Origin of the sequence: Pradoshia sp. D12, from assembly GCF_008935075.1 — a bacterium.
Lineage (GTDB): Bacteria > Bacillota > Bacilli > Bacillales > Pradoshiaceae > Pradoshia.
Genome location: NZ_CP044545.1, coordinates 94,144 through 119,113 on the forward strand (window position 1 = coordinate 94,144; position 24,970 = coordinate 119,113).

Consider the following 24,970-nt stretch of genomic DNA (forward strand, 5'->3'; position numbering starts at 1 on the left):
ACTTTATAATGACAAATAATAAGAATAAGAATAGCGATATAATCCGTAAAATAAAAAGAGAAGCACATAATTAGTTAATTTATTCCCCGGAGAGGATTAAAGAAATATGGCAAAAAAGAAAACGAAATTTATCTGCCAAAGTTGTGGATATGAATCAGCAAAATGGATGGGGAAATGCCCTGGCTGTAATGAATGGAATACCATGACAGAGGAAATTGAAATAACAGCTAATAAAAATCAGAGACGTACAGCTTTTACCCATTCGGATCAGGCAATGGCGAAACCTACATCGATTACTTCCATAGGTACGGAGCAGGAACCTCGCGTATTGACAGATTCAAATGAACTCAATCGTGTTCTTGGAGGAGGAATTGTACCTGGGTCCTTATTATTGATAGGTGGAGATCCAGGGATTGGAAAATCTACTTTATTACTGCAGGTTTCATCCCAGCTAGCGAATAATAATTACGATGTTTTGTACATATCTGGCGAAGAATCAGTGAAGCAAACAAAACTGAGGGCTGTTAGACTGGGGGTATCTTCAGACCATCTCTATGTTTATTCTGAAACAGATATGGGGATGATTGAACAAGCTATCAATGAAATGAACCCTAATTTTGTCATAATCGACTCTATTCAAACAGTATTCCATCCTGATGTAACATCTGCTCCAGGCAGTGTATCACAGGTTCGTGAATGTACAGCTGAATTAATGAGACTGGCTAAGACAAAGGGAATTGCAATATTTATTGTTGGCCATGTTACAAAAGAGGGTAATATTGCCGGACCGAGACTATTGGAACATATGGTGGATACCGTGCTCTATTTTGAAGGGGAACGTCATCATACTTATCGTATTTTAAGGGCAGTCAAGAACAGATTTGGTTCTACAAATGAAATGGGTATTTTTGAAATGAAGGAAGAAGGATTAGAGGAAGTTTTGAATCCTTCGGAGATATTCCTCGAAGAACGTTCTCAGGGCGCAGCGGGTTCAACTGTCGTAGCTTCGATGGAAGGAACACGGCCCATACTTGTAGAAATACAAGCCCTCATTTCTCCATCTATCTTCCCTAATCCAAGAAGGATGGCAACAGGAATTGACCATAATCGTGTCTCTTTGTTAATGGCTGTTCTGGAGAAAAGAGTTGGTCTCTTACTTCAAAACCAAGATGCATATTTAAAGGTCACCGGTGGAGTAAAGTTGGGTGAGCCTGCTGTAGATTTGGCTGTAATTGTCAGTATAGCTTCAGGCTTTAAAGACGTACCTACTAGAGCAACGGATTGTATTGTTGGTGAAGTTGGATTAACCGGTGAAGTTAGAAGGGTATCGCGGATAGAGCAAAGAGTAAAGGAAGCAGCGAAGCTTGGATTTGAGCGTATTATCGTGCCTGCCAATAATTTGGGTGGCTGGAAACCTCCGTCAGAAATCAAAGTGATTGGAGTCAATTCGGTAAGCGAAGCTTTAAAATATGCATTAGGGGGTTAAGGTAATGGATAAAAAGGCAGCAGAAAAAGCCAAGGCGCAAATCATTCAATTGGTATCCCCAGGCACACCCTTTAGAGAGGGCCTCGATAATGTTTTGCGTGCCAATACGGGTGGATTAATTGTGGTTGGATATAACGATAAAGTTAAAGCCCTTGTAGATGGAGGATTTAAAATCGGCTGCCCTTTTTCACCCAGTTATCTATATGAATTAGCTAAAATGGATGGAGCCATTATCCTTAATGAGAAAGTAGAGACCATTATGCTTGCGAATGCCCATCTTGTACCAGATAAAACGATACCTTCAATGGAAACCGGAATGAGACATCGAACAGCCGAGAGAATTGCTAAAGAGACGAAGGCATTGGTAATAGCCATTTCTCAACGAAGAAATATCATTACTCTTTATCAAGGAAACTTTCGATACGTGCTGAGGGAATTGTCTGTGATATTAACAAAGGCTAATCAAGCGATGCAAACACTTGAACGATATCGTTCTGTTTTGCAGGAAAGTATTCATAATTTAAGTAAGCTGGAATTTGAAGAGATGGTAACATATGCGGATATTCTATATGTAATGCAGAGGCTTATAATGGTTATGAGAATTAAAACCGAGCTTTTGATTTATATGAATGAATTAGGTGTTGAAGGAAGGCTGCTGCGTTTGCAATTACATGAAATGCTGCATGTGGTGGAACAGGAGGTAATGCTTGTCTTAAAGGATTACACAATTGATTCGGAGGGCCTTAAGCCAGAACAGGTTTTTCAGGCATTTGTTGATTTATCCTATTCAGAATCTGTTGAGGACACAGCTATTATGAAAACTCTTGGATATACAGGGTTTGTACCGATGGAACAGATCGTCTCACCCTGTGGGTATCGGGCCCTTCATAAGATACCAAGGCTGCCCTTTAGTATCATCCATAATCTCGTAAAGAGGTTTGGCAAGCTATCTAATTTGTTGAATGCAAGCGTAGCGGATTTGGATGACGTAGAGGGTATAGGAGAAGTAAGAGCTAAAAAAATCCACCATGGGCTGAGACATATAAAAACAGAAATTGGGCAGCACAGCTTATAAGATAAGATAAAATATGGAAGTTCTGACATCTGTCTGACGTATAATCAGGTTATAATAATAGATAATGCATAAAAAGGCTGATATATGCTTTTTGTTACAGTGTAATTACATCTTCTTTACAGCAAGTTAATTAATGGGTAAAAACTATTAAAGCAGGAAAGTCCTCGTTTATAATTATTAATGGGAGGTGAAGGAATGTTAAAAAGAATTATACAACTGTGTTTCTTAATCGTAGGAGGAGCTATAGGAATCATCGTATTGCCAGATTTATTTTCATTAATTACTGATAATTCATTTATTACTAATCCTATTTTTACTGGTTTCGCAGGTGCAATTATTTTTTATATCATTACTTTCTGGATGGTTGATCATGTAGTACATTTCATTAAATGGGTGGAAGAACAATTAATTATTGCTCCCATCACGGATATTATATTTGGAAGTATGGGGCTTTTACTTGGCCTTCTATTGGCCTTCCTTATTGGTCTTCCGCTGAATTCAATTCAGTTACCGATCATCAACACAGTCGCTCCAATTCTCTTGACTTTAATATTTGGTTATTTAGGCTTCCAGGTGGGCTTTAAAAAACGGGATGAGCTAACCAACCTTGTGACTAACTCGGTTAAAACAAGGAAAAAAGGTACAGAGCAAGATGGCGATACAGAAGCTGCTCCATCCAATATAAAAAGGAAAGTTCTCGATACAAGTGTAATTATCGACGGACGTATTGCAGATATTTGTAAAACTGGCTTTTTGGAGGGACCTATCGTTATTCCGCAATTTGTGCTTGGTGAATTGCAGCATATTGCTGATTCTTCTGATGCATTGAAAAGAACAAGGGGAAGAAGAGGGCTCGATATTCTGAATAAAATCCAAAAAGAGCTTCCAATTGAAGTCGAGATGTATGAAGGTGACTTTGAAGACGTACAGGAAGTAGATAGTAAGTTGGTCAAATTAGCCAAGGTATTGGACGGTATTGTTGTAACAAATGACTTCAATTTGAATAAAGTCTGTGAGTTCCAAAATGTCCAGGTATTAAATATTAATGATTTAGCAAATGCAGTTAAACCGGTGGTTATTCCTGGTGAAGAAATGCTCGTCCAAGTTATCAAGGATGGGAAAGAGCAAAATCAGGGTGTAGCGTATCTGGATGACGGAACGATGATTGTGGTTGAAGAAGGCCGAAATTATATCGGTAAGAAGATTGAGGTCATTGTTACATCCGTTTTACAGACTTCGGCTGGACGTATGATATTTGCGAAACCAAAATTATTGGAAAAAGCATTATAAGAGAAATAGCTATCGATGATATAGGAGTAGAAGATGGATTATGAAGTGATTATCCCTGCAGCTGGGCAAGGGAAAAGAATGAAGGCAAGTAAAAATAAGCTTTGGATTGAACTGAAAAATAGCCCGATTATCGCACATACCTTGTCTGTGTTTGGCACGGATAAGCATTGTAAACAAATTATTTTGCCAATCAATCCTGCTGAAAAAGAAGAATTTAATAGGCTGATCAAAACATTGTCACTACCGACTCCTATTGTATTGATAAATGGCGGCAGCGAGCGGCAATATAGTGTCAGTAATGGGTTGAAAGCCTTAAGTGACGAGGCAGAAATCGTCCTCGTGCATGATGGAGCAAGACCGTTTATTAATCATTCTATGTTAAGAAATTTAATTGCTGATGCAAAAGAGTTCGGTGCAAGTGTGTTAGCTGTACCTGTTAAGGATACGATTAAACAAGTCAGAGATACCATGGTAGAGAAAACAATCGATCGATCAAGCTTGTGGGCAATTCAAACCCCGCAAGCTTTTCGTGTGTCTCTGTTAAAAGAGGCACATGAGGCAGCGGTTAGCGCAAATTACCTTGGAACAGATGATGCGAGTTTGGTTGAGCAGATTGGGAAGAGAGTAGCCATAACAGAAGGAAATTACGATAATATTAAAATTACCACACCAGAGGATCTATATTTTGCTGAAGCGATTCTGGAGAAAAACTTAAAAGGAGACCGTCATGTTTAGAATAGGACAAGGTTTTGATGTACATCAATTAGTAGAAGGACGACCATTGATTATTGGGGGTATTACTATTCCTAATGATAAAGGATTGCTTGGGCATTCTGATGCGGATGTTCTGCTCCATACTGTAGCAGATGCATGTCTGGGTGCTGTCGCAGAGGGAGATATCGGCAAGCATTTTCCGGATACTGACCCGGCTTTTAAAGATGCCGATTCTAAAAAGCTTTTAACTCATGTATGGAAACTTGTAAAGCAAAAGGGATATAAGCTAGGCAATATTGATTGCACAATCATTGCAGAGCGGCCGAAAATGCGCCCTTATATCGATCAAATGCGTGAAGTGATAGCCGGTCTACTTGAAGGTGACATGGAACAAGTAAACGTAAAAGCTACTACAACTGAAAAGCTTGGATTTCCAGGCAGAGGTGAGGGCATAGCGGCTCAAGCTACGGTTCTTTTAATAAAAGAATAGAACTGGTGGTTTTAAACCAGATTAAAATAGTGGTAAAATGAATCCTACTTAGGTACTTTATCATTTGGGAGGAAATATTAATGACTAGCAGTATACGTGTTCGGTACGCTCCAAGTCCAACTGGACATCTTCATATCGGTAATGCCAGAACAGCTTTATTTAACTATTTATTTGCACGCAGCCAGGGTGGCAGCTTTGTTATAAGGATTGAAGATACAGACCAAAAAAGAAATATTGCCGGTGGAGAAGAAAGCCAATTAAAGTATTTGAAATGGCTGGGCATGGATTGGGACGAAAGTGTCGATGTACCTGGTGCATATGGACCTTATCGCCAATCAGAACGTACTCATATTTATGAGGAATATTATCGTGATCTTATTAAAAGAGATATGGCTTATAAATGCTATTGCACAGAAGAAGAACTAGAACAAGAACGTGCGGAACAGATGGAACGTAATGAAACTCCGGCTTATTCGGGTAAATGTCGCCATCTGACAGAAGAAGACCATGCAAGGCTCGAAGCGGAAGGCAGAAAGCCAAGCATTCGCTTTGTTGTTCCAAAAGGTAAAGTATACACATTCAATGATATGGTTAAAGGTGATGTATCGTTTGAATCTGATGGCATTGGAGACTTTGTCATTATTAAAAAAGATGGAATTCCTACGTATAACTTTGCAGTAGCAATTGATGATCATTTAATGGAAATATCTCATGTACTTCGCGGAGATGACCATATCACCAATACGCCTAAGCAATTGATGGTTTATGAAGCCTTTGAATGGGATCCTCCTGTTTTTGGCCATATGACATTGATTGTCAATGAGAGCCGTAAAAAATTAAGTAAGCGTGATGAATCCATTATTCAGTTTATCGAGCAATATGAAGAACTTGGCTATTTGCCTGAGGCTCTGTTTAATTTTATTGCGCTTTTAGGATGGTCTCCAAGCGGTGAGGAAGAAATCTTCTCGAAGGAAGAATTTATCTCAATCTTTGATGCAGACCGATTATCTAAATCACCAGCTTTGTTTGATAAACAAAAGCTTACGTGGATGAATAATCAATACATGAAAAAGGTTGATACGGAACGAGTGCTTGAATTGGCGTTGCCTCATTTACAGCAAGCAGGTCTTGTACCAACTGAAATGTCTGAGGAAGAACATCATTGGGTACAAAAGCTTATAGCTTTATATCAGGATCAAATGAGCTACGGAGCAGAAATCGTGGACCTATCAAGCATCTTCTTTAAGAAAGAGATTGTTTATAATGATGAAGCGAAGGAAATACTGGGAGAAGAACAGGTTCCTGAGGTATTGAAGGCCTTCCTTGATGAAGTAAAGAGTATGCCTGAATTTGTTGACAGTGAGATTAAGGCAGCAATTAAACGAGTGCAAAAAGAAACAGGCCATAAAGGCAAAAAATTATTTATGCCTATCCGTGTAGCGGTAACCGGACAAGCTCACGGTCCTGATCTGCCAAAAGCAATCGAGCTTTTCGGCCGCAATCGAGTGATTTCTCAATTAGAAGAACTTTTACGTTAACATTTTAACCGTAATATAATATAGTATAATTAAACATTCATACTTAAAGTGATGAATGGGGATAAGTAGGATTAAAGAAGATGTTTATTAGAGAATAACCATCATTGGCTGGAAATGGTTATAACCTCTCTTAATCTGAATGCACCCCTGAGCCCTTCTTTGAACGCCTGGTAATTTAGGTCAGTAGAGGAAGGCGGCATACCCACTGTCGTTAAAAAGGGGAAAGTTGGAGCTCGATACTTAAGCTCAAACAGAGTGGAACCGCGCCTATAAGCGTCTCTGTCTTTTGGACAGGGCGCTTTTTTTATGCAGAAAAATGGCCGATGATGGGAGAAACAGGATGTTTATTATACGATCTTTAGGAAGGATAAGTTACCGTGTTTCCATCTTTCGTAAAGTACATCTCTAGAGAAGAGAAAAGTACTGCTTGTTTTTGCTTTTATGCGTTTAAGGAGGGGTAACATCATGTGGAAACGGTTAAAAGAAGATATAGACGTTATATTTGAACAGGATCCTGCAGCAAGATCGACAATTGAAATCATCCTGACGTATTCAGGTTTACATGCTATCTGGAATCATCGAATTGCACATTTTTTTTATAAGAGAAATTTCAAATTTATTGCCAAGGTCATCTCCCAGTTTAGCCGATTTTTAACCGGTATAGAGATACATCCGGGAGCGACAATCGGCAGGCGCTTTTTTATTGATCATGGCATGGGTGTCGTTATTGGAGAAACTTGCGAGATTGGTGATAATGTGACTGTATACCAGGGGGTTACACTTGGAGGTACAGGTAAAGAGTCAGGCAAACGTCATCCAACAGTTGAGGATAATGTATTGATTGCAACGGGGGCTAAAGTGCTCGGCTCCATCGTCATAGGGGAAAACTCGAAGGTTGGAGCGGGTTCAGTGGTTTTAAAAAATGTCCCTGCCAACTCAACGGTAGTCGGCATTCCCGGTAAGGTAGTTATCAAAGATGGCGTACGATTAAAACAAGATTTAAATCATCGGGACCTTCCTGACCCTGTAGAAGATCATTGCAATCGAATGGAACAGGAAATTGATATATTAAAGAAAGAGATAATGGATTTGCGAAAGGAGTTAAATAAACGTGAGCGTTCAAATTTATAATACACTGACAAGAAAAAAGGAAACCTTTCAGCCGATTGAAGAGGGAAAGGTTAAGATGTATGTGTGCGGTCCGACTGTATACAACTATATTCATATAGGGAATGCGAGACCGGCGATTGTATTTGATACGGTCCGCAATTACTTACAATATAAAGGCTATGATGTAAAGTTTGTTTCTAATTTTACAGATGTTGATGACAAGTTAATCAAAGCAGCTCGTGAACTGGGAGAAGATGTACCGGCTACAGCTGACCGGTTCATTAAAGCTTATTTTGAGGATGTTGGAGCACTTGGATGCAAAAAAGCTGATGTGCATCCAAGGGTAATGGAAAATATGGACTTAATCATTGAATTTATTCAGGCCCTAATAGATAAAGGAATGGCTTATGAATCCAGTGGGGATGTGTACTACCGTACAAGAGATTTTAAAGATTATGGAAAGCTTTCGCACCAGTCCATTGATGAGCTGCGGGTAGGCGCGAGAATAGAAGTAGATGAGCGGAAACAGGATGCACTTGATTTCACTTTGTGGAAAGCGGCTAAAGATGGTGAAATTTCTTGGGATAGCCCATGGGGCAAAGGAAGACCGGGTTGGCATATAGAATGTTCTGCGATGGCTAAAGAATACTTAGGTGATACGATTGATATTCATGCTGGAGGACAGGACTTAGCATTCCCTCACCATGAAAATGAAATTGCACAGACAGAAGCTTTAACCGAAAAGCCATTCGCAAATTATTGGATGCATAATGGCTATATTAATATTGATAATGAAAAAATGTCTAAATCTCTCGGTAATTTTGTAATGGTACATGATATTATTAAGCATCATGATCCGGCAGTATTAAGATTCTTTATCCTGTCCGTTCATTACAGAAATCCAATTAATTACAGTGAAGAGTTATTAGAGTCAACGAAGATTTCATTGGACCGCTTGCGAACTACTTACGAAAACTTAAAACACCGCCAAACGGCAAGCACCAATATTACTCATAACGATGCGGAATGGTTCGAGAAAATCGGAGAATTACATGCAATGTTTGAAGAAGCAATGGATGATGATTTCAATACCGCAAATGCTATTTCGGTATTGTTTGAACTATCAAGGCAAGGAAATTATTATCTGTTAGAAAAAGTGACCTCCGATGCAGTTATTGAAGCATTTTTAAATGAGTTTCGCATTTTATTTGATGTACTCGGTATTAAGCTTGAGGTTGAACAATCGCTTGATGCTATGGTAGAAAAATTAATTGAAGAACGTAATCGGGCAAGAAAAGAACGTAATTTTACTCGCTCTGACGAGATTAGAGATGAGCTAAAAGCAATGAATATTATTTTGGAAGATACTGCCCAAGGTACACGCTGGAAACGGGGATAAAAAGAATGCTTGAGGACTTAAAGGAATTAGATGTAACGGCTTTGGGAAGTCTGGCTCTGGCCTATATTGGAGATGCGGTATATGAAGTATATATTCGCCATCATCTGCTATCTATTGGACAAGTAAAACCAAACAGGCTTCATAAAGAAGCAACGAAGTATGTATCTGCTAAATCACAGAGTGCAGTCGTACATTATTTATTAAATGAGCATCTTCTAACTGAAGAGGAAGAAGCTGTTATCCGCAGAGGGAGGAATGCTAAGTCAGGCACAATCCCAAAAAATACAGATGTGCAAACATATAGATACAGCACAGCTTTTGAAGCATTAATTGGTTATCTATATGGGAGCAAGAAACAGGAACGTCTTGATGAAATTATAGAGTTGGCGATTCAATTTAAAGAGAGGAGTGAAGTGCAGAGATGAGCGATGATTTAATTATGGGACGTAATACCGTCTTAGAGGCATTGCGATCGAAACGCGATATTCATAAGATTTGGATTGCAGAAGGAGCTACGAAAGGGCAGATTCAGCAGGTAATCGCGGTTGCAAAAGAAAATAAAATTATGATACAAACAGCACCAAAGAAAAAACTGGATCAAATGATTGAGGGGAATCACCAGGGAGTTATTGCTCAGGTGGCGGCCTATCAATATGCAGAAATTGACGACATGTTTAAGCTGGCGGAATCCAGACAGGAAGACCCATTCATTCTGTTGCTTGATGAATTGGAGGATCCGCACAATTTGGGTTCTATCTTAAGGACAGCTGATGCATCCGGTGTTCATGGTATCATTATTCCCAAGCGGAGAGCGGTTGGGTTAACAGCTACAGTTGCTAAATCATCGACCGGGGCAATTGAGCATATCCCGGTTGCACGCGTAACGAATTTATCACGCACGATAGAAGATTTAAAGGAACGCGGTGTATGGATTGCTGGTACAGATGCGAAGGGAAGCCAGGATTATCGGTTGATGGATGGAACGATGCCTCTTGGGATTGTAATTGGTAGTGAAGGGAAAGGAATCAGCCGGGTAATCAAGGAAAAATGCGATTTCTTATATCACTTGCCAATGGTGGGGCATGTTACCTCTCTCAATGCAAGTGTGGCAGCCAGCTTGCTAATGTATGAAGTATATCGAAAGCGATATCCGTTAGAGGGATAAAGATGGAAACCATACTGGTGGTAGATGGCTATAATATCATAGGTGCATGGCCTGATTTGCGCAAGCTGCGCGATCAGGACCTTGCTGCCGCTAGAGACCGTTTAATTGAAATGATGGCTGAATTTCAAGGTTTTTCCGGACACCGGGTTATAATTGTATTTGATGCTTACTTCGTACAGGGAATGGAGAAAAAGTATAGAAATTCAAAAGTTGATGTTATTTTTACAAAGGAAAATGAAACAGCTGATGAATGTATCGAAAGGCTGGCTTCTAAATTAATAAAAATAAATACTCGTGTGTATGTTGCGACATCAGATTACACGGAGCAGCGAACCATCTTTGCGCAGGGGGCTTATCGGAAATCTGCCCGTGAACTGTTGCAGGAGATGGAATATGTAGAAAAAGAGATTGAAAAAAAGGTCGTGCAAACAAAGGATGAACAGCCTGTATCAAGGATCCCGTTGAGTCGAGAAGTGTCGGAAATGTTCGAAAAATGGAGGAGAGGAAATCTGTGAGGGCATTGACGCTATAAAAGCGCTTACTGTATAATATTGCTATCTTTGGTATCTTACGGAGGGATCGGTGTGGCAATTTCTATCGGGGTAATGCTGGATGATGATTATGGTCATATGGAAGATGAACTGTTAGTCGACCGGGTTCATCAAGGGGACAGCGGGGCCCTGGATTTTTTGATCCACAAATACAGAAACTTTGTAAGGGCTAAAGCGAGAACCTATTTTTTAATAGGTGCAGATAAAGAAGATATTGTTCAGGAAGGTATGATTGGTTTATTCAAGGCCATCCGAGATTATAAGGAGGACAAGCTTACATCCTTTAAAGCGTTTGCTGAGCTCTGTATTACCAGGCAAATTATTACTGCTATTAAAACTGCGACAAGGCAGAAACATATACCGCTCAATTCCTATGTCTCTTTGGATAAGCCTATCTATGATGAAGAGTCAGATCGCACATTGATGGATGTTATAACAGGTGTTAAAGTTATGGATCCAGAGGAATTAATTATTAATCAAGAAGAATTTGATTATATTGAGCTTAAAATGAGCGAGCTGCTAAGTGATCTGGAACGAAAAGTCCTGTCTCTGTATTTAGATGGACAATCCTATCAAGAGATATCAGAGGAATTGGATAGACATGTTAAATCAATTGATAATGCATTGCAAAGAGTAAAGCGTAAATTGGAACGGTATCTAGAAGTTCGCTAGTTTAGTATATTCATAGGGTTATATCTTTAACCCGCTTTCTTTAACCCGCTTATTGACAGACAATTTCCTACATGATAAATTTGTATTGGACTTGTTAATTAAAATAAAGGTGCATTTTTATGAATAAAAAAGTTATCATCGCATGTACAAAATGCGGTTCAAGGAACTATTCAACGAATCATAACCAGTCTAACCAAGAAAAGGTGCGACTGGAGCTAAATAAATTTTGTAAAACTTGTAATACGCACACACCTCATAAACAAACAATCTAATGATTTGGATTGTAAAACTGTATTGGCTGGAGGTTTCAAATTAATGCGACGCATTCTAGAATTCTTCCGAGGCGTTTCTCGAGAAATGAAAAAGGTAAGCTGGCCTAAGAAAAAAGAGCTTACAACCTATACGATAACTGTTTTATCAACAGTCATCATTATGGCAGTGTTTTTTGCGGTTATTGATCTAGGGTTATCCGAACTTATTCGTGTCATTCTTAAATAGTGAATAAACAGCACAAAACATGGTATAATGAAAACTAGCATAAGAAAAGACTTGAAAGCCCGGAAACGGGTTTTTTAATTTGTCTAAAAAATAGATTCGATACTTAGCAGGAATCTGCTGGATTTAAAATTTGCGCAAAAATTAAAAAATAACAGCTGACAAGATATATTTGAATATCACTGTTTGCAAGGAGGGAAGGACGTTTAGTCCTAATAGAATATGGAGAAAAATTGGTATGTTGTTCATACGTATTCCGGATATGAAAATAAAGTTAAAGCGAACTTAGAAAAACGTGTAGAGTCAATGGGTATGCAAGATAAGATCTTCCGTGTCATTGTTCCGGAAGAAGAAGAAACTGATTTCAAAAATGGTAAGAAGAAAGTAGTTAAGAAAAAGGTATTCCCAGGATATGTACTCGTGGAAATTGTTATGACAGACGATTCTTGGTATGTTGTCCGCAATACACCAGGTGTAACTGGGTTTGTAGGTTCGACTGGATCAGGTTCTAAGCCGGTTGCGTTAATGCCTGAAGAAGCAGCAGTGATTCTGAAAAGAATGGGTATGGACGAAAAAAGAATTGAAATCGATTTGTTTATTGGCGATTCAGTTAAAGTTAAGGAAGGTCCTTTCGCTGAATTTGCTGGTACAATAGAAGAGTTGGACAAGGCTAAGGGTAAACTGAAAGTTCTTGTTAATATGTTTGGCCGCGATACCCCGGTTGAATTGGATTTTGACCAGGTGGAAAAATTATAATCCTGAAAAACTTGCCTTTCATATTAAAAAGTGATAATATTTCTAGGGTCAGTATGTCTCAAGACAGAGACCTGAACTAATGGTAAATTCTTTATGAGTGAAATAAAGAATGATTGTATATTTGAGTGGGAGGGCAAAGTCCAATTACCACATCACGGACGATAAGGAGGTGTGTCTCGTGGCTAAAAAAGTAATTAAAATCGTGAAATTGCAGATTCCTGCAGCTAAAGCTAATCCAGCTCCACCGGTTGGTCCAGCATTGGGTCAAGCGGGTGTTAACATCATGGGTTTCTGTAAAGAGTTTAATGCTCGTACAGCAGAACAAGCAGGTCTAATCATTCCTGTTGAAATCACAGTATTTGAAGACCGTTCTTTCACTTTTATTACAAAAACTCCTCCAGCGGCTGTTCTTCTTAAGAAAGCAGCAGGAATTGAGTCTGGTTCTGGTGAACCAAACCGTAATAAAGTGGCAACAGTTAAGCGTGACAAAGTACGTGAAATCGCTGAATCCAAAATGCCTGACTTAAATGCAGCAAGTGTTGAATCAGCTATGCGTATGGTAGAAGGTACTGCACGCAGTATGGGAATTGTCATCGAAGACTAATTGTTGTATGGAGGTTGCGAATGTACGGTACATCGCAACCTTTTTCGTGGGAGGTCAATTCCGTTAAAACCACAATATTAGGAGGATATAATAATGGCTAAGAAAACTAAAAAATACGCTGAAGCTATTCAGCTTATCGATCGTACAAAAGCTTATTCCGTAACAGAAGCAATTGAATTAGCGAAGAAAACAAGCTTCACTAAATTTGATGCAACTGTAGAAGTAGCATTCCGTCTTGGAGTTGATCCTAAGAAAGCTGATCAACAAATCCGTGGAGCGGTTGTACTTCCAAACGGTACTGGTAAAACACAACGTGTATTAGTATTTGCTAAAGGTGAAAAGCTTAAAGAAGCTGAAGCTGCAGGTGCTGATTATGTTGGAGATACTGACTACATCAACAAAATCCAACAAGGTTGGTTTGACTTTGATGTTATCGTAGCGACACCTGATATGATGGGTGAAGTTGGTAAATTAGGTCGTGTATTAGGACCTAAAGGTTTAATGCCAAACCCTAAAACAGGAACTGTTACATTTGATGTTGAAAAAGCAATCAATGAAATTAAAGCTGGTAAAGTAGAATACCGTGTTGATAAAGCAGGTAACATTCATGTACCTATCGGAAAAGTTTCCTTCGAAGATAGCAAGCTAGTTGAAAACTTCACTACAATTTTTGAAACTCTTCAAAAAGCGAAGCCAGCAGCAGCTAAAGGAACTTACATGAAGAATGTAGCTGTGACTACAACTATGGGACCTGGAATCAAGGTAGATCCATCTTCTTTCTAAGCTAAAAAATAAAATTTGACAACAGGGTAGTTATTTAATATAATTACAAATGTTGTTATAAATAAATTTAACATTTATGCCATAGACAGCAGGTGCTGGTTAAAGCTTAATTTCCTGCCGAGGTATTCGATCATAATAGAACTATTTTGTTCGGACTATCATCGTACCTCCATGTCTGTCATGATATGGAGGTTTTTTTACGGGTGTGAATGGTAACATTCTACAGGAGGTGTTAATATGAGCAATGCGAATAATGTTAATGCAAAGAAACAAATTGTTGATGAAATCGCTGGTAAACTGAAAGACAGTGTATCCACAGTTGTTGTTGACTACCGTGGTTTAAACGTTGCTGAAGTTACAGAACTTCGTAAACAATTACGTGAAGCTGGCATCGAGTTCAAAGTTTACAAAAACTCCATGACTCGCCGTGCTGCTGATCAAGTTGAACTTTCTGACCTTAACGAAGCTCTTACTGGACCAAATGCGATTGCATTCAGTACTGAGGACGTTGTAGCTCCGGCTAAAATCTTGAACGACTTCGCTAAAAAACACGAAGCTCTAGAAATTAAAGCAGGTGTAATCGAAGGAAACGTTGCAACTGTTGAAGAAGTTAAAGCTCTTGCAGAACTTCCATCTCGCGAAGGTTTGCTTTCTATGTTGCTCAGCGTGCTTCAAGCACCTATCCGCAACTTGGCGCTTGCTACAAAAGCAGTGGCAGAACAAAAAGAAGAACAAGGAGCTTAATTGCTTCTTGATTAGAAATACGTATACAACGATTTATTAAAAACTAAGGAGGAACTTATAATGACTAAAGAACAAATCATTGAAGCAGTTAAAAATATGACTGTTTTAGAACTTAACGATCTTGTAAAAGCAATTGAAGAAGAATTTGGCGTAACTGCAGCTGCTCCTGTAGCTATGGTTGGTGCTGCTGGCGGAGAAGCTGCAGCTGAAAAAACTGAATTTGATGTTGTTCTAGCTAGCGCTGGAGATCAAAAAATCAAAGTTATCAAAGTAGTACGTGAAATCACTGGCCTTGGTCTTAAAGAAGCTAAAGAAGTTGTTGATAACACTCCTAAAGCTATCAAAGAAGGCGTTTCTAAAGACGAAGCTGAAGAAATCAAAGCTAAACTTGAAGAAGTTGGCGCTGGTGTAGAAGTTAAGTAATTTTACACACATCATATGAAAAGGCTCGCTGCAAATACAGCGGGCTTTTTCTGACTTTAGAAATAAAAGTTGGAATTTAGGTTTTCGTTAAAACGATCCGAAATGCAATTGGTCAGGAGGGATCTGGGTTGTCAGATCATTATTATTCCCGCAATCCTCAGGTTGATAGTAATCCTGATGAATGGAGCTATACTTTAAGAGGGAAGACATTTCGTTTTAAAACAGATGCTGGTGTTTTTTCTAAACGTGAGGTTGATTTTGGTTCAAGATTGTTAATCGAGGCCTTCGTGGAACCTGAGGCTTCCGGCAAACAGCCAATCATTGATGTCGGCTGTGGATATGGCCCGATAGGTTTATCTTTGGCTGATTCTTTTTCTGACAGAACAATTCATATGGTAGATGTGAATGAAAGAGCTCTCCATTTGTCAGGGGAAAATGCTCGAATCAATGAGATCAAAAATGTTAAGATTTATGAGAGTTCTGTTTATCAAAATGTTACGGAAACTGAGTTTGCAGCGGTTGTTTCGAATCCGCCCATCAGAGCCGGAAAAAAAGTAGTTCATGAAATACTTGAAAGAAGTAAGAGTGTTTTACAGGATGGCGGCGAGTTGTGGATTGTCATTCAAAAGAAACAGGGAGCTCCATCCGCAATGGCTAAAATGGAAGATGTTTTTGGAAACGTGGAGGTCATTATAAAGAAAAAAGGGTACTATATTTTGAAGTCTAAAAAAGTTTGACTTGACAATATGCCTATGTTAATATTAAAAAATGCATATATATAATTTGGGACACCCTGCACATTTTGGTAAAGAAATAAATAAATGTGTATATGTTCTGGAAAATATGGAAAAAATAAACCAATACTATGCGTTTTTGAAATTGAGGTTTTCAGATTGAAACCCTTTTTCTTTTTTGTTCTATCAGCTTGTATAGTGCTGTTGGAATATAAATTCTATCATAAACGCTTTATTTGAGGGGTGAATCAGTTGACAGGTCAACTTGTTCAGTATGGACGACATCGCCAACGCCGGAGCTATGCGCGCATTAGCGAAGTGCTCGAATTACCGAATTTAATTGAAATTCAAACCTCTTCCTATCAATGGTTTCTTGATGAGGGCTTAAGAGAAATGTTCCAGGACATTTCCCCTATCGAGGATTTTACAGGAAATCTGTCTCTTGAGTTTATCGATTATAGCCTCGGAGACCCGAAATATCCTGTGGAAGAATCTAAGGAGCGGGATGTAACCTACTCCGCCCCATTACGGGTTAAAGTAAGACTTGTAAACAAAGAGACGGGAGAAGTTAAAGACCAAGATGTCTTTATGGGTGATTTCCCTCTCATGACGGAAACGGGAACGTTTGTTATAAACGGTGCCGAACGTGTTATCGTATCCCAATTAGTACGATCCCCGAGTGTATACTACAGCGGGAAGGTTGATAAAAACGGAAAGCGTGGATTCACAGCTACCGTAATTCCAAACCGCGGAGCATGGTTGGAATATGAAACTGACGCGAAAGATGTAGTTTACGTAAGAATCGATCGTACAAGGAAGTTGCCGGTAACGGTTCTTTTGCGTGCTCTTGGATTCGGCTCTGATCAAGAAATCATCGATCTAATCGGTGATAACGAGTACATCCGTAACACATTGGAAAAAGATAATACTGAAAGTACAGAAAAAGCTTTGCTTGAAATCTATGAGCGTCTTCGCCCAGGTGAACCACCTACGGTCGAAAATGCGAAAAGTTTGCTTGTATCACGTTTCTTTGATCCGAAGAGATATGATTTGGCAAATGTAGGACGCTATAAAATTAACAAGAAACTTCATATAAAAAATCGTCTTTTCAACCAAAAAGTAGCTGAAACTTTGGTGGACCCTGAAACAGGAGAAATCTTAGTTGAAAAAGATACTTTGTTGGATCGCCGTACTCTCGATAAAATCATCCCTTACTTAGAAAATGGGATTGGCTTCAAAACGTACAACCCTGTTGGGGGAGTCGTGGAAGAAGATGTACTGGTTCAAAATGTAAAAATCTATGCACCGAGCGATGCTGAAGGTGAAAAAGTAATTAATGTTATCGGCAATGCTTATGTAGAAAAGAAAGTTAAAAACATTACACCTGCTGATATTGTATCTACTATCAGTTACTTCTTTAACTTACTGCATGGTGTTGGCGACACAGATGATATCGATCATTTAGGTAACCGACGTCTGCGTTCAGTTGGTGAGCTATTGCAAAACCAATTCAGAATTGGTTTATCCCGTATGGAGCGTGTGGTTCGTGAGAGAATGTCCATCCAGGATACAAACACAATTACACCGCAGCAGCTTATTAACATTCGCCCGGTTATAGCTTCTATTAAAGAATTCTTTGGAAGCTCCCAGTTGTCTCAGTTTATGGATCAAACAAATCCACTTGCTGAATTGACACATAAACGGAGATTGTCTGCACTTGGACCTGGTGGTTTAACAAGGGAACGTGCCGGAATGGAAGTTCGTGACGTTCACTATTCCCACTATGGACGTATGTGCCCAATTGAAACACCTGAGGGACCAAACATTGGTTTGATTAACTCACTATCTACATTCGCAAAAGTAAACCCATACGGTTTCATTGAAACGCCATATAGAAGGGTAGACCCTGCGACAGGCAAAGTAACTGATCGAATGGATTACTTGACTGCTGATGAAGAGGATCTTTATGTAGTGGCACAGGCAAATGCCCCGCTAACTGAAGATGGTGGATTTATGAACGAGGAAGTTGTAGCTCGTTTCCGTGGTGAAAATACAGTTGTTAAACGTGATCGCGTTGACTATATGGACGTATCACCTAAACAGGTTGTATCAGCTGCAACAGCTTGTATCCCGTTCCTTGAAAACGATGACTCCAACCGTGCCCTTATGGGAGCGAACATGCAACGTCAAGCGGTTCCGCTTATTCGTCCGCAGGCTCCAATTGTTGGTACAGGTATGGAATATGTATCCGGTAAAGATTCCGGTGCTGCTGTAATTTGTAAGCACGATGGAATCGTAGAACACGTGGAAGCCAGAGAAATCTGGGTAAGACGTGTTAGTGAAGTAGATGGTGAAGAGGTAAAAGGTAATCTTGATAAATACCGTACCCTTAAATTCATCCGTTCTAACCAAGGAACATGTTATAACCAACGTCCGATCGTTAAATCGGGTGACCGTGTTGTTAAAGGAGAAATTCTTGCAGATGGTCCGTCCATGGAGCTTGGCGAATTGGCATTAGGCCAAAACGTACTTGTTGCCTTCATGACATGGGATGGTTATAACTATGAGGATGCCATCATTATGAGTGAACGTCTTGTTAAAGACGATGTATATACTTCTATTCATATCGAAGAATATGAATCTGAAGCTCGTGATACTAAACTTGGACCGGAAGAAATTACACGTGACATTCCAAACGTTGGGGAAGATGCTCTGCGCAACTTGGATGACCGTGGAATCATTCGCATCGGTGCCGAAGTTAAAGACGGTGACCTTCTAGTTGGTAAGGTAACTCCTAAAGGGGTTACGGAGCTGACTGCAGAAGAAAGATTGTTACATGCAATCTTTGGTGAGAAGGCTCGTGAAGTTCGTGACACATCTCTCCGTGTACCGCATGGCGGTGGAGGAATTGTCCATGATGTTAAAGTCTTTACACGTGAAGACGGTGATGAACTGCCACCAGGTGTGAACCAGTTGGTACGTGTATACATCGTTCAGAAACGTAAGATCCATGAAGGAGATAAAATGGCCGGTCGTCACGGTAACAAAGGGGTTATCTCCCGAATTTTACCTGAAGAAGATATGCCTTTCCTTCCGGATGGAACACCTGTCGATATCATGTTGAACCCATTAGGGGTACCATCACGTATGAATATCGGTCAGGTATTGGAATTGCACTTAGGTATGGCTGCAAGACAGCTTGGAATCCATGTGGCAACTCTCCTGTATTTGACGGTGCGCGTGAAGAAGATGTTTGGGATACAATCGAAGAGGCTGGTATGTCTCGCGATGCGAAAACAATTCTTTATGACGGCAGAACTGGAGAACCATTTGATAACCGTGTTTCCGTTGGTGTCATGTATATGATCAAACTGGCACACATGGTTGATGATAAACTTCATGCCCGTTCAACAGGACCTTACTCACTTGTTACGCAACAACCATTGGGTGGTAAAGCTCAATTCGGTGGTCAGCGTTTTGGTGAGATGGAGGTATGGGCACTTGAAGCATATGGTGCTGCATACACACTTCAAGAAATCCTTACAGTTAAATCTGATGATGTTGTTGGTCGTGTGAAAACTTATGAAGCAATTGTAAAAGGTGACAATGTACCTGAACCGGGCGTTCCGGAATCTTTCAAGGTTTTAATCAAGGAACTTCAAAGTTTAGGTATGGATGTTAAGATTCTTTCTGGTGATGATAAAGAAATTGAAATGCGTGATCTGGAAGATGATGACGATATTCACCAAGCAGATACATTAACCATAGATCCTGATGTGAAAAGTCCCGAATCAGAAACAGTTGGTACAATCGAGTAACCTTAGTGATATTGGGATACGGAAAGGGAGGTAGGCCCCTTGTTGGATGTAAACAATTTTGAATATATGAAAATAGGCCTTGCTTCACCGGATAAGATTCGCTCTTGGTCTTTCGGAGAAGTGAAAAAGCCAGAAACTATAAACTACCGTACACTTAAACCTGAAAAAGATGGGTTGTTCTGTGAGCGCATTTTCGGTCCTACAAAGGACTGGGAATGCCACTGCGGTAAATATAAAAGAGTACGCTACAAAGGTGTAGTTTGTGACCGTTGTGGTGTTGAAGTAACTAGAGCTAAAGTGAGACGTGAGCGTATGGGCCATATTGAATTGGCTGCTCCGGTTTCTCATATTTGGTACTTTAAAGGAATTCCAAGCCGTATGGGTCTTTTGCTTGACATGTCTCCGCGTGCCTTGGAAGAAGTAATTTATTTTGCTTCTTACGTTGTTACAGAAGCAGGAGATACTGCTTTAGAGAGAAAGCAGCTTCTATCTGAAAAAGAATACCGTGCATACCGTGATAAATACGGCAACAAGTTCCAAGCTGGGATGGGTGCAGAATCCATTAAAAAGCTTCTTCAGGATATCGATCTTAACAAAGAGGTAGAATCCTTGAAAGAAGAGCTTAAAACAGCTCAGGGACAACGCCGTACACGTGCGATTAAACGTCTTGAAGTATTGGAAGCATTCCGTCATTCAGGCAACGAACCTTCTTGGATGATTCTGGATGTACTTCCGGTTATTCCTCCTGAGCTTCGTCCAATGGTTCAATTGGATGGCGGCCGTTTTGCAACATCTGACTTGAATGACCTGTATCGCAGAGTAATCAACCGTAACAATCGTTTGAAACGTCTGCTTGATTTAGGTGCTCCAAGCATCATTGTTCAAAATGAAAAGCGTATGCTTCAGGAAGCAGTTGACGCATTGATTGATAACGGTAGACGTGGCCGTCCTGTAACAGGACCTGGTAACCGTCCGCTTAAGTCTTTGTCTCATATGCTTAAAGGTAAACAAGGTCGTTTCCGTCAAAACTTACTCGGTAAGCGTGTTGACTATTCTGGTCGTTCCGTTATCGTTGTAGGACCAAACTTGAAAATGTACCAATGTGGTTTGCCGAAGGAAATGGCAATCGAACTATTCAAGCCTTTCGTAATGAAAGAACTTGTTGAAAAAGGATTAGCTCATAACATCAAATCAGCTAAGAGAAAGATCGAAAGACATTCTCCTGATATTTGGGATGTGCTTGAAGAAGTAATTAAGGAGCATCCGGTTCTATTAAACCGTGCCCCGACACTTCACCGTCTAGGAATCCAGGCGTTCGAACCAACATTAGTTGAAGGTAGAGCTATTCGACTTCACCCGTTAGTATGTACAGCATATAACGCTGACTTTGACGGTGACCAAATGGCTGTTCACGTACCTTTATCTGCAGAAGCACAAGCGGAAGCCCGTCTATTGATGCTAGCTGCGCAAAACATCCTTAACCCTAAGGATGGTAAACCGGTTGTAACTCCATCACAGGATATGGTTCTTGGTAACTATTATCTGACAATGGAAAGACCAGGTGCAGTTGGGGAAGGTATGATCTTCAACGACACTAATGAAGCAGTACTTGCCTATCAAAACGGATATGTTCACTTACACACTCGTGTAGCTGTTCATGCTAGCTCTTTAAATAACGAAACGTTTACGGAAGAACAGAATAAGCAATTATTGCTTACTACTGTTGGTAAATTGATATTCAATGAAATTCTTCCTGAAACTTTCCCTTATATTAACGAACCAACAAGATCCAATCTGGAAGAAAAAACACCAGAGAAATATTTTGTTGAAAAGGGAGCAAATGTGAAGGAAATCTTAGCGAATCGCGAGAGAATCCAACCATTTAAGAAGAAAATTCTTGGTAACATTATTGCTGAAGTCTTTAAACGTTTTAAAATAACAGAGACATCCAAAATGCTTGACCGCATGAAGGATCTAGGATTTAAATATTCGACTCGTGCAGGTATTACTGTAGGGGTTGCAGATATCGTCGTTTTACCTGAAAAACAAGAAATTCTTGAAAAAGCTCAAGGTAAAGTAGACAGTGTCATGAAACAATTTAGACGTGGTTTGATCACAGAAGAAGAACGTTATGACCGTGTTATCTCAATCTGGAGTGAAGCGAAGGATGATATCCAAAGCAAACTGATGGCATCCTTACATCACTTGAATCCAATCTTTATGATGAGTGATTCCGGAGCCCGTGGTAACGCATCTAACTTTACGCAGCTTGCGGGTATGCGTGGATTGATGGCCAACCCGGCTGGTCGTATTATTGAGCTCCCAATCAAATCAAGTTTCCGTGAAGGCTTAACAGTATTGGAGTACTTCATCTCCACTCACGGTGCGCGTAAAGGTCTTGCCGATACAGCATTGAAAACAGCCGATTCCGGTTACTTAACAAGACGTCTGGTTGATGTTGCACAGGATGTTATCGTTAGAGAAGACGACTGTGGAACAGATCGCGGCTTAGAAGTAAGAGCTTTGAAAGATGGTACAGAAACAATTGAAAGCCTTGAAGAACGTCTTGTAGGACGTTATGCAAGGAAGAAAGTTAAACATCCTGAAACAGGCGAAGTTCTGATTAATGAGAACGAAATCTTCACTGAAGATCTTGCTCAAAAAATCGAAGAACTTGGTATTGAAGAAGTGACAATTCGCTCTGCGTTTACATGTAACACTCGCCATGGTGTATGTAAAAAATGTTACGGACGTAACCTTGCAACTGGTCAAGAGGTTGAAGTTGGTGAAGCAGTCGGTATCATCGCGGCTCAATCCATCGGTGAACCTGGTACACAGTTGACAATGCGTACTTTCCATACAGGTGGGGTTGCCGGAGACGACATTACACAAGGTCTTCCGCGTATTCAGGAGTTGTTTGAAGCACGTAACCCTAAAGGGCAGGCAGTTATTGCTGAAATCGAAGGTACGGTTACAGCGATTAACGAAGTCCGTGACAAACAACAGGAAATCACAATTCAAGGTGCAGTGGAAAGCCGCTCTTATACAGCTCCGTACTCTGCGCGCTTGAAAGTGAATGTAAATGACACAGTTGTTCCTGGTCAGGAACTTACAGAAGGTTCTATTGATCCAAAAGAACTTCTTAAAGTTACAAATGTACGTTCTGTACAGGAATACCTGTTAAAAGAAGTGCAAAAAGTATACCGCATGCAAGGGGTAGAAATTGGCGATAAACACGTAGAGGTTATGGTTCGTCAAATGCTTAAGAAAATTCGTGTTATCGATGCCGGAGAAACCGATGTATTGCCAGGAACATTACTGGATATTCATCAGTTCACAAAAGCAAACCATGAGGCGTTGCTTCAAGGTAAAAATCCTGCTACGGGACGCCCGCTATTGCTTGGTATTACAAAAGCATCTCTTGAAACGGATTCCTTCCTGTCCGCCGCATCCTTCCAGGAAACTACTCGTGTCCTTACAGATGCAGCGATTAAAGGAAAACGTGATGAATTGCTTGGACTTAAAGAGAACGTTATTATCGGTAAGTTAATACCTGCTGGTACAGGTATGCATCGTTACCGTAAAGCTGTTCCGGTTCTAACTGAACAAAAGGAAGAAACGGTTCCAGCTGAGTAACCAATCTACATCAGAAGAGGTAGCCGGATGATCAATCCGGCTAATCTTCTGTATATATAAAGTAAATAAGGGTAACAAATTAATTTTTTTCGTGCGATTGTTGACATTTATGTTTTATAAATGGTACTATAGCAAAGGTGCTCCTATTAACCTGTTACTTTGGAGGATATTAATGATGTCTTATGAAAAAGTATCTCAGGCAAAGAACCTGATAATAGGGACGAAACAAACAGTGAAAGCTCTCCGAACAGGAAATGCCGAAACAGTTATTATTGCTCTTGATGCTGATTCAACAATCACATCAAAAGTAATTGATGCTGCTAAAGAGTATTCCGTTCCAATCGATTATGTAGACTCGATGAGGTTGCTCGGAAAAGCATGCAAAATAGATGTTGGAGCAGCAGCTGTTGTCATTATGAAATAGAAAACTGTTTTTGCAGTTGATGCAAAAACTTTGTTTTTACCCTTTTATGAACCACCTGGATGTGTGGGACTAGGGGAACCAATTTTGAAGGGAGGAAACATCATGCCAACTATTAACCAATTGGTACGTAAGCCACGTAAATCTAAAGAAGAAAAATCAAAGTCTCCAGCTTTGAATAAAGGTTACAATAGCTTCAAGAAATCCCAAACAAACGTATCATCTCCACAAAAACGTGGGGTATGTACTCGTGTTGGTACAATGACTCCAAAGAAACCAAACTCCGCGTTACGTAAATATGCGCGTGTACGTTTGACTAATGGAATCGAGGTTACTGCTTACATTCCTGGTATCGGCCACAACTTGCAAGAGCACAGTGTTGTATTAATCCGTGGAGGACGTGTAAAAGACCTTCCAGGGGTACGTTACCACATCGTGCGTGGCGCTCTTGATACTGCAGGCGTTAACAACCGTATGCAAGGTCGTTCTAAATACGGTACGAAAAAACCTAAAGCAGCTAAAAAATAATTTTAAAACCAAAATAATTACTTCTTTGAAAGGAGGAACAAAATATGCCTCGTAAAGGACCTGTTTCAAAAAGAGATGTATTACCTGATCCGATATATAATTCCAAGCTTGTAACAAAATTGATCAACAAAATGATGATCGATGGAAAAAGAGGGACTTCCCAAAAAATCCTTTATGCTTCTTTCGATATCGTAAGAGAGCGTACTGGTAACGATCCAATGGAAGTTTTCGATCAAGCTTTAAAAAATATCATGCCAGTTCTAGAAGTTAGAGCACGCCGTGTAGGTGGAGCTAACTACCAAGTACCAGTTGAGGTTCGCCCTGACAGACGTACTACTCTAGGACTTCGTTGGTTAGTAAACTATGCTCGTCTTCGTGGTGAAAAAACTATGGAAGAGCGCTTAGCTAACGAAATCATGGATGCAGCTAATAACACTGGCGCTTCTGTTAAGAAACGCGAAGATACACATAAAATGGCTGAAGCTAACAAAGCTTTCGCTCACTATCGTTGGTAAAATCAAAACTACTAAAAATCTAT

General features: G+C 39.9%; 24 protein-coding genes, 1 pseudogene and 1 other annotated feature. All 25 genes and pseudogenes read left to right on the top strand.

Annotation, left to right across the window (positions count from 1 at the left end):
• Positions 1–106: 106 nt before the first annotated feature.
• The 25 genes and pseudogenes from radA to rpsG all read left to right on the top strand — a co-directional run bounded on the left by radA (position 107) and on the right by rpsG (position 24,947).
• Positions 107–1,486: a DNA repair protein RadA gene (gene radA / locus F7984_RS00500; protein WP_066103066.1), complete on the top strand. Its 1,380-nt coding sequence runs from the start codon at positions 107–109 to the stop codon at positions 1,484–1,486.
• Positions 1,487–1,490: 4 nt separating this feature from the next.
• On the top strand, positions 1,491–2,561 hold the full coding sequence (gene disA, locus F7984_RS00505; protein WP_066103063.1) for a DNA integrity scanning diadenylate cyclase DisA: 1,071 nt from the start codon (positions 1,491–1,493) through the stop codon (positions 2,559–2,561).
• A 195-nt stretch (positions 2,562–2,756) separates the two neighbouring features.
• Positions 2,757–3,851 carry a PIN/TRAM domain-containing protein gene (locus F7984_RS00510; protein WP_066103060.1) on the top strand — a complete coding sequence of 365 codons (1,095 nt, stop codon included), beginning with the start codon at positions 2,757–2,759 and terminating at the stop codon, positions 3,849–3,851.
• A gap of 33 nt (positions 3,852–3,884) precedes the next feature.
• Positions 3,885–4,586 (top strand): 2-C-methyl-D-erythritol 4-phosphate cytidylyltransferase, encoded by a 702-nt coding sequence (gene ispD / locus F7984_RS00515; RefSeq protein ID WP_140462333.1) that lies wholly within the window; start codon positions 3,885–3,887, stop codon positions 4,584–4,586.
• Positions 4,579–5,055: a 2-C-methyl-D-erythritol 2,4-cyclodiphosphate synthase gene (gene ispF, locus F7984_RS00520; RefSeq protein ID WP_066103055.1), complete on the top strand. Its 477-nt coding sequence runs from the start codon at positions 4,579–4,581 to the stop codon at positions 5,053–5,055. The genes ispD and ispF overlap by 8 nt, the downstream gene beginning before the upstream one ends.
• 80 nt (positions 5,056–5,135) lie before the next feature.
• A complete protein-coding gene (gene gltX / locus F7984_RS00525) occupies positions 5,136–6,593 on the top strand; it encodes a glutamate--tRNA ligase (RefSeq protein WP_066103052.1) in 1,458 nt (485 codons plus the stop codon).
• A gap of 465 nt (positions 6,594–7,058) precedes the next feature.
• The gene (gene cysE / locus F7984_RS00530; RefSeq protein WP_066103049.1) at positions 7,059–7,724 is read left to right on the top strand and encodes a serine O-acetyltransferase; all 666 of its coding nucleotides are present in this window, start codon (positions 7,059–7,061) and stop codon (positions 7,722–7,724) included.
• Positions 7,705–9,102, top strand: coding sequence for a cysteine--tRNA ligase (gene cysS, locus F7984_RS00535; protein WP_066103047.1), 1,398 nt, complete (start codon positions 7,705–7,707; stop codon positions 9,100–9,102). Before cysE ends, cysS begins: the two co-directional genes overlap by 20 nt.
• 5 nt (positions 9,103–9,107) lie before the next feature.
• Positions 9,108–9,527: a Mini-ribonuclease 3 gene (locus F7984_RS00540; protein WP_066103044.1), complete on the top strand. Its 420-nt coding sequence runs from the start codon at positions 9,108–9,110 to the stop codon at positions 9,525–9,527.
• Positions 9,524–10,267 carry a 23S rRNA (guanosine(2251)-2'-O)-methyltransferase RlmB gene (gene rlmB, locus F7984_RS00545; protein ID WP_066103041.1) on the top strand — a complete coding sequence of 248 codons (744 nt, stop codon included), beginning with the start codon at positions 9,524–9,526 and terminating at the stop codon, positions 10,265–10,267. Before F7984_RS00540 ends, rlmB begins: the two co-directional genes overlap by 4 nt.
• A 2-nt stretch (positions 10,268–10,269) precedes the next feature.
• Entirely contained in the window at positions 10,270–10,782 is a 513-nt protein-coding gene (locus F7984_RS00550; RefSeq protein ID WP_066103038.1) for an NYN domain-containing protein, read from the top strand.
• Between the two features lie 90 nt (positions 10,783–10,872).
• A complete protein-coding gene (gene sigH, locus F7984_RS00555) occupies positions 10,873–11,490 on the top strand; it encodes an RNA polymerase sporulation sigma factor SigH (RefSeq protein WP_066103081.1) in 618 nt (205 codons plus the stop codon).
• Between the two features lie 119 nt (positions 11,491–11,609).
• Positions 11,610–11,762 (top strand): 50S ribosomal protein L33, encoded by a 153-nt coding sequence (gene rpmG / locus F7984_RS00560; RefSeq protein ID WP_077248002.1) that lies wholly within the window; start codon positions 11,610–11,612, stop codon positions 11,760–11,762.
• Between the two features lie 43 nt (positions 11,763–11,805).
• On the top strand, positions 11,806–11,988 hold the full coding sequence (gene secE / locus F7984_RS00565) for a preprotein translocase subunit SecE (protein ID WP_066103034.1): 183 nt from the start codon (positions 11,806–11,808) through the stop codon (positions 11,986–11,988).
• A gap of 219 nt (positions 11,989–12,207) precedes the next feature.
• Complete coding sequence (gene nusG, locus F7984_RS00570) at positions 12,208–12,741, top strand: transcription termination/antitermination protein NusG (RefSeq protein WP_066103031.1); 534 nt, start codon at positions 12,208–12,210, stop codon at positions 12,739–12,741.
• A 178-nt stretch (positions 12,742–12,919) separates the two neighbouring features.
• Complete coding sequence (gene rplK, locus F7984_RS00575) at positions 12,920–13,345, top strand: 50S ribosomal protein L11 (RefSeq protein ID WP_066103028.1); 426 nt, start codon at positions 12,920–12,922, stop codon at positions 13,343–13,345.
• Between the two features lie 93 nt (positions 13,346–13,438).
• A complete protein-coding gene (gene rplA, locus F7984_RS00580) occupies positions 13,439–14,128 on the top strand; it encodes a 50S ribosomal protein L1 (RefSeq protein ID WP_066103025.1) in 690 nt (229 codons plus the stop codon).
• Between the two features lie 61 nt (positions 14,129–14,189).
• Positions 14,190–14,335: a sequence feature (ribosomal protein L10 leader region), on the top strand.
• Positions 14,336–14,365: 30 nt separating this feature from the next.
• Positions 14,366–14,872, top strand: coding sequence for a 50S ribosomal protein L10 (rplJ, locus tag F7984_RS00585; protein ID WP_066103022.1), 507 nt, complete (start codon positions 14,366–14,368; stop codon positions 14,870–14,872).
• A gap of 60 nt (positions 14,873–14,932) precedes the next feature.
• Entirely contained in the window at positions 14,933–15,295 is a 363-nt protein-coding gene (gene rplL, locus F7984_RS00590; protein WP_066103019.1) for a 50S ribosomal protein L7/L12, read from the top strand.
• 128 nt (positions 15,296–15,423) lie between these two features.
• Entirely contained in the window at positions 15,424–16,032 is a 609-nt protein-coding gene (locus F7984_RS00595; RefSeq protein ID WP_066103016.1) for a class I SAM-dependent methyltransferase, read from the top strand.
• A 249-nt stretch (positions 16,033–16,281) separates the two neighbouring features.
• A pseudogene (rpoB, locus tag F7984_RS00600) lies at positions 16,282–19,847 on the top strand (DNA-directed RNA polymerase subunit beta).
• Between the two features lie 39 nt (positions 19,848–19,886).
• Positions 19,887–23,483, top strand: coding sequence for a DNA-directed RNA polymerase subunit beta' (rpoC, locus tag F7984_RS00605; RefSeq protein WP_066103009.1), 3,597 nt, complete (start codon positions 19,887–19,889; stop codon positions 23,481–23,483).
• 175 nt (positions 23,484–23,658) lie between these two features.
• Positions 23,659–23,907, top strand: coding sequence for a 50S ribosomal protein L7ae-like protein (locus tag F7984_RS00610; RefSeq protein ID WP_066103006.1), 249 nt, complete (start codon positions 23,659–23,661; stop codon positions 23,905–23,907).
• A gap of 102 nt (positions 23,908–24,009) precedes the next feature.
• Positions 24,010–24,432 (top strand): 30S ribosomal protein S12, encoded by a 423-nt coding sequence (gene rpsL, locus F7984_RS00615; RefSeq protein ID WP_049672552.1) that lies wholly within the window; start codon positions 24,010–24,012, stop codon positions 24,430–24,432.
• Between the two features lie 44 nt (positions 24,433–24,476).
• The gene (gene rpsG, locus F7984_RS00620) at positions 24,477–24,947 is read left to right on the top strand and encodes a 30S ribosomal protein S7 (protein ID WP_066103004.1); all 471 of its coding nucleotides are present in this window, start codon (positions 24,477–24,479) and stop codon (positions 24,945–24,947) included.
• Positions 24,948–24,970: the final 23 nt, after the last annotated feature.